General features: G+C 59.1%; 5 protein-coding genes and 2 pseudogenes. All 7 read right to left on the reverse strand.

The window, feature by feature from the left end:
* Nucleotides 1-278 (reverse strand): annotated as a pseudogene (locus ACIREA_RS25005) (ureidoglycolate lyase); the annotation flags it as partial.
* Between the two features lie 6 nt (nucleotides 279-284).
* Nucleotides 285-1,091 (reverse strand): SDR family NAD(P)-dependent oxidoreductase, encoded by an 807-nt coding sequence (locus tag ACIREA_RS25010; protein ID WP_397385056.1) that lies wholly within the window; start codon nucleotides 1,089-1,091, stop codon nucleotides 285-287.
* Nucleotides 1,092-1,243: 152 nt separating this feature from the next.
* Nucleotides 1,244-2,014 (reverse strand): ThuA domain-containing protein, encoded by a 771-nt coding sequence (locus ACIREA_RS25015; RefSeq protein ID WP_397385057.1) that lies wholly within the window; start codon nucleotides 2,012-2,014, stop codon nucleotides 1,244-1,246.
* Nucleotides 2,015-2,030: 16 nt separating this feature from the next.
* Nucleotides 2,031-2,789: a hypothetical protein gene (locus ACIREA_RS25020; protein ID WP_397385058.1), complete on the reverse strand. Its 759-nt coding sequence runs from the start codon at nucleotides 2,787-2,789 to the stop codon at nucleotides 2,031-2,033.
* Nucleotides 2,790-2,797: 8 nt separating this feature from the next.
* Entirely contained in the window at nucleotides 2,798-4,285 is a 1,488-nt protein-coding gene (locus ACIREA_RS25025) for a hypothetical protein (RefSeq protein ID WP_397385059.1), read from the reverse strand.
* A 6-nt stretch (nucleotides 4,286-4,291) separates the two neighbouring features.
* Nucleotides 4,292-5,047: a ThuA domain-containing protein gene (locus ACIREA_RS25030; RefSeq protein WP_397385060.1), complete on the reverse strand. Its 756-nt coding sequence runs from the start codon at nucleotides 5,045-5,047 to the stop codon at nucleotides 4,292-4,294.
* Between the two features lie 8 nt (nucleotides 5,048-5,055).
* Nucleotides 5,056-5,789: pseudogene (locus ACIREA_RS25035) on the reverse strand (hypothetical protein); the annotation flags it as partial.

Here is a 5,789-nt window from a genome sequence, read left to right on the forward strand (position 1 = left end):
GGCATGCCGCTTTCCTTGGCGTGGTCGCTGTAGTTCAGACCGATGCAGATGATCTTGCTCGGACGTGCGATGCACGGGCCCAGACGCGTGTCGGCAGCCACCGTCGGTGCAGTGGCCGCGTTGGCCTTGGCCCAGGCGGCGAGACGTTCAAGACCATCTCCCCCGAAGAATTTTTCATCATAGTCGCTGCCAAAGGCACTCGCATCAATGCGGCGACCATCGTCAAGTTGCAGGCCGGGTTTCTCTTCTCCAGGATTTCCAAAGCGGATCAGTTTCATGGTGGTTTAGTTGGTGTGATCTTGTTGTTTGAGCGGGTCGCCTTCGTGATTTGTGTAGCGGCCGATGAGAGGATACTGCTCCAGCTCGGCCACGGTGCCGGTGACGGGGAAGCTTTCGCGGCCGACCCAGTAAACGGATGCCGCAGCGATGTCTTCCGGCATCAGCAAACGGCCCATTGGAACCGCATAAGCAGGCAGGCGATCCGGCCAGCCTTCGCCGAGGCCGTCGCCAAGTTTCACCTGGTATTCGTTTTCGGTGAGCGTCCAGCCGACATTGAGCTGGTTCACACGCACGCGGTCCGTGCCGAGTGCGTCGGCCAGATTGCGGGTCATCGTCATCAGCGCGCCTTTGGACATCGAGTAAGCCAGCAAGTTCGCCTGACCACAGTGGGCGAGCACGGAGCCGATGTTCAGCACGACGCCCCGGTTCTTTTTCAATTCAGGCAACAAAGCGCGGATCAAGAGCATCGGCGCACGCGCATTCACGGCGATGATGCGGTCAAACATAGCTGCATCAGTCTCGCCGATTTTCGCACGATTGGTCAGCGCCGCGTTGTTCACCAAAGCATCGACTTTGCCGAAAGCGGCGATCGCGTCCGCAGCCAGCTTGGCAGGATACGCGGCATCCGCGAGGTCCCCCTGGCAGAAGGCCGCCTTGTCCTTGCCGAGTTCCTGGCACAAGGCCTCGCCGCGTGCCGCATCGCGGCCGTGCAGGATGACTTTGGCGCCTTCGGCGACAAAGCGCCGCGCCATGAATTCGCCGATGCCGGTGGTGCTGCCGGTGATGAGGATGACCTGATCTTGAAGTCGCATATTCGTCGGGGTTGTTTTGGTGAACCGCTTTCTATGGCGAGCCGCTGGCGATGCTCAAGGCTGCAACGCTACCAATTTAGGATTCGGCATGGGCCAGACCGGTTGCATGAGGCAGGTTGATGCAAAGTGCGTTACCCGCGGATGTTGATGCCTCACTTCTCCAATGCCCAGGCGATGCCGTTCAGCAAAAAGCGTCGGAAGGCGGGCAGCTTGAAGTCATCCCAATGCCCCAACGAGGTGTAAAAGATGCGGGACTTCTTCTCGCCGTAGCTATGAGTCCAAGCGACCGGTTCCGTCGCCTGACCGGCCAGCGTCCCCATCAAAAGGGGCGTGGTTCCGGCCTGCAGCGGTGTGTTTTTGTACAGACCGCCGTGTCCAATCAGTTCAGTCACGGTGACTCCTCGCAAGATCGGATGCGAGTCCGCACCCGGAACCAAGCTGATGGTGGCGGCGTCTTTGCCATAGTGACCGGTGTAGTTGCCGCCCAGCACCTGCGGGTCAAAGTCCTGCCATTTCGCCAGCCCCGCTTTGGGCTCGGGCTCCTTGGGACGCAGGGCAAAGCAATGGCTGGCCGTGCGGATTCCCACCAGCGGCTTGCCGGCTGCAAGATGGGCGCGCACGGCATTGATCACCTCCGTCGTCGGCGTGCGGCGACGCACACTGATGAGAAGAAGATCTGCATCACGCATGGCCTCCACGAACCCAGGGAACTGGTTTTTGTCCGCCGCGTCCGCCTGAATGATGGTGACGCGATAAGGTGCGGCCTTCAAGTCTTTGGCCGCAAACTCCGGCAGGGTCTCCCAGGTGTGGTACTCATCCTCGCCAATCATGATGACGATGTGAGGTGGTTCCGCCGCTTGCAGCTGCGATCCGAGGATGGCTGTAAAGAAAAGCAACGTGCGAAAAACAAAAGACAAGTTCATAAGATTGGAAGTCTGCTCAGGGTTTCGATGCTGCTTGAAGTGCCGCCTGGGCCGCCGCCCAGTCAGGATTCGGCAGTGCCTCCCACACGCGCAGATGGCGGAAGCTGGCCTCAGTGCCTGCCCCGAGCATGATGCTGTGCTTGGCCACGCTGATGAGCGGATTGCTCAGGGTGGTGCTCTTGCCGTCGAGCGTGCCCACCACCTCGTCGCCCTTGATCTCCAGCACCACCGTATGCCATTCGTTAAGTTTGACCGGAGTAAGGACGCGGCTCGTCGTTCCCTTCTCCCGCTGCTTGGTGGCGGGATTGATGCGGTCGGCATCATAGGGTGTTAAAAACAGACCGCCCGGGCCGATGCTGAGCGAGATCACATAGTCTTTCACATCCGTCGCTTTCACAAACAGGGACCGATATTTGCGCCCCTCATCAGGAACATCGTTCAACCGCACTTCGCATTGGATGATGGCGTCGGTGAATTGAAAACCAAACGACGCTGTTGCCAGATGGTTGGCGGAAGGACTCTCAACGCCGGTAAAGCAACCATCGGCCAGCTTCCACAGCCCGGACTTTCCACCCACTGGTCCCGCATTGTAGCGCCAGCCAGTAAACCCGCTGGCAAAACCAACAGGCTTGCCCGTGACCGGCGCCAGCGGCGGCGTGAAGTCTTCGCTGACCAGCAGTTTGCCGCGCTGGGTCATGAGCGTTTTTGGCAGTTCATCAGCGGCCAAAGCGGCACAAGTCCAGGCGCATAACAAGAGAGTGAGAGCGGCTTTCATGGGGATGGTTATCGGCTGAGGTTGGTCAACACTTCCAACGCCTTGGTTTCAAAGATCTTCTGCCACTCGGGCGCGACCAGCGTGTCGCAGTCTTCCTGCGCGTAGCCGGGGTTGAGTCGCTGCTCCACGGTGGGGGTGTACCAGATGTAGCCATTGGTGTAGCCGGAGACATGGGCGTTCGCATCCTTCGCGGCTTTCTTGATGTTCAGGCCCACTTGCACGGTGACTTCGCCGGGAAACGTGACCAGTTTGAAGTCGCCAACACGCAGGCCGCAGACCTCGGCATCCAGCGTCTTTTCACCTGCTGCCTGAGTTTGTTTGAGGTGCATTTTCAGCAGCGCCATGTTCGAGTTCAACCTTGTGAGACGCTCCATGATCTCGATGTTCGAGAGGTAGTTCTCCACCAGCAGGCGGTTGTCCGCATCGAGCTGTGAGATGGCCTTCCGGTCGAGAGCCTGATCGTGCAGATAGCTCTGCGAGTAATGCGACGGCGTGTCCGGCCACAGCTTGTGCTGAAGCAGCAGCGGCAGGAAGCTTTTGAAGTTGATGTTCGTGGGTTTGAGCGCTGCGACGAGTTTCTTCTGCTCCGCCTCAATGTTGCTGATGCGTGCTGTGTAATCCGCCGCACGAGGCACCGCGATGGTGGCATTGGACACTTTAAGAACGCCATCACCTTTTGTTTCGATCTTCCGTGCAGCGGCCAGAACGGTCGCGCCCAGCATCGTTCCAAGCGGTTCGGCATCGGCGGTACGCGTGACTTCTTTGTATCGCACCGGATTGATGTCGCCACCGCAGCCCTGCACGAAGAAGGCCATCGCGCCGCTGCCTAGCGCCTCTTCGATGGCCTTGGAGGCGAAGCCCGGATAGTCTGCCGAACAGCCTTTGCTGGGCGGATTCATGATGGGATGACAGGCGAACTGATAGAGCACGGCCAGCGTTGTGCCATCAGCACGATCCAGACGCAGCAGGCCCACCTGTGGATCGATTGGCCCCACGCTGGCGACATCCTCATCAAGCGGCATTGAGTACGCACGGCGCATATCCACCGTGCTGCCATCCTTCATCTTGAGCCGTCGGTTTTCACTGATGCGGGTCTCCGAGCCCACGCCGCTGCCTGCCTTCACAGGAACAAGATTCTTCACCGCCTCTTTCACCGCCTGAATCACAAGCGGCTCAAGATCTCCACGCACGATGCCATGGCAGTGACTCGCATTGACCACGACGTTCGACGCCGGAATGCCCAACTCCTGCAAGCCGGTACGCACCGTTGGCATGAAGCCATTGCCGACGCGCCCGATGCCGCCGACAGCCACCGCATCCAACGTGATCAGCACCGCCGTGGTGCCACCGCTTTTTAGGACGAGCGCCTTGGCGAAGCACGGATCATTCACCAGCGGAACGGTGCGGTCAGTGATGTCAACTTTGGCAACACCGGCGAGCATTTCAGCTCTGGCAGTGGCCACGCAGACGAGCAGGAGAAGACAGATTAATTTCATGATTCGTTATTTCTGCAGGGTCCAAGCCACGGCATTCAACAGCAGTCGACGCACATCCGCACTGCGCATGTCTTCCGGCGCTCCGAGGCTGGTGTAAAAGATGCGGGCCTTGCCGCTGCCGTAGGTGCGTGTCCATGCGACTGGCTGCGGTGACGTGTTGGCACCGGCCTGCGCGGTGCCGATGAGAATCGGCGTGGCATCTGCGGCCAGCGGCAGCACTTTGTACATCGATTGATAACCACGTATGTTCGCCACATTTACTCCTTCAAGAAGCGGCGTCTTGACTCCATCCGGCACGCTGACGCTGTAAGGCAGCCCCTTGGTTTCATAGCCTGTATTTTCTCCGCCAAGAACCTCATGCGTAAACTCCGGCCATGGAGCCAGACTGGCATCCACGACTTCATTCGGCTTGGGGAGGAAAGCATGATTTGCAGTGCGAATACCGAGCAGCGGTTTCCCAGCTGCGAGGTGCGCACGGATGGCGGCCATCTGCTCCTTTGGGGGGAAGCGACGGCGGGAGAAAAGCACCAGCAGATCCGCGTCCTTCAGTGCTTCGACGAGACCGGTAAAGTGATGCATCTGCGGCTTGTCACCATCAATGATGGTGACGTGATGCCCCAGCGGCCGGAGTTCCTTCTCCGCAAACTCGCGCATCGTCCTTGGCGCTTCATAGTTGTTGGGATCTTCGACCGTCATGATGACGATGTTCGCAGCGGACGCCGCGCAAGTAAGCAGAGCGAAGCAAAGCAGGATGGATTTCATGATAGGTTTCATTGAAGTGACGAAAACAGCTCTTCAAGCCCGGCGACAATCTTCGTCGAGGCATCGACTTCAAGGCAGGCTGATCTCGCACGCCAGGTCTCATAGCCGCCGAGCTTGTGCTGCTCCGGCGTGGGCAGATAGCCGTGGTAGGCATTGGCAAGCGACACTGTGAATGTCTGGGGATGGCGCTTTTTCAATCCGAGGCCGATTTCCACGAAGACTTCCGCAGGGATGGCTGAAACACGCAGTTCGCCGATCTTGAGGACTTGCAGCGGCGCGGAGACTCTCTTCGGAAAGTCCGCCAGCAGAACCGTTTCACGCGCATACACCTGCTCCATCGTCTCCATGCGCGGGAAGAGCTTTGACTGCTTCGTCAGCGGGCTTGCCTTGTCCACCTCCTCCTTCGTGGGAATGCGCAGGCCCAACATGACTTCCTTCTGTGCGACACCCAGCGGTACCCAGTTTTGATATGTCAGCGTCTTGCACGCACCCGCGACCGCCTGCGCCACATCATTCGCCACGATCTTGATGCGTCCATACGGTCCCTCTTTGGCCTGACCACCACGGAAGTCGATGTTGTTGATATCGCCGCTGGTGCCGTTCGACATGATTCCAACGAAAGGCGGGTCCTGCCGGTCTGCACCGAGCAGTTCACCGATGCGGTTTGCAAACGCACCGAAGTAATCCGCCGAGATATGGCCGGGGCCCACGCCACCCACATAATGCAGCGAGTAGTTCGCAT

The sequence above is a fragment of the Prosthecobacter sp. genome, assembly GCF_044373815.1.
Taxonomy (GTDB): domain Bacteria; phylum Verrucomicrobiota; class Verrucomicrobiia; order Verrucomicrobiales; family Verrucomicrobiaceae; genus Prosthecobacter.

Coding starts and splice junctions, on each gene's coding strand:
- ACIREA_RS25010 (WP_397385056.1), bottom strand. CDS start 1,091: ATGCGACTTCAAGATCAGGTCATCCTCATCACCGGCAGCACCACCGGC.
- ACIREA_RS25015 (WP_397385057.1), bottom strand. CDS start 2,014: ATGAACTTGTCTTTTGTTTTTCGCACGTTGCTTTTCTTTACAGCCATC.
- ACIREA_RS25020 (WP_397385058.1), bottom strand. CDS start 2,789: ATGAAAGCCGCTCTCACTCTCTTGTTATGCGCCTGGACTTGTGCCGCT.
- ACIREA_RS25025 (WP_397385059.1), bottom strand. CDS start 4,285: ATGAAATTAATCTGTCTTCTCCTGCTCGTCTGCGTGGCCACTGCCAGA.
- ACIREA_RS25030 (WP_397385060.1), bottom strand. CDS start 5,047: ATGAAATCCATCCTGCTTTGCTTCGCTCTGCTTACTTGCGCGGCGTCC.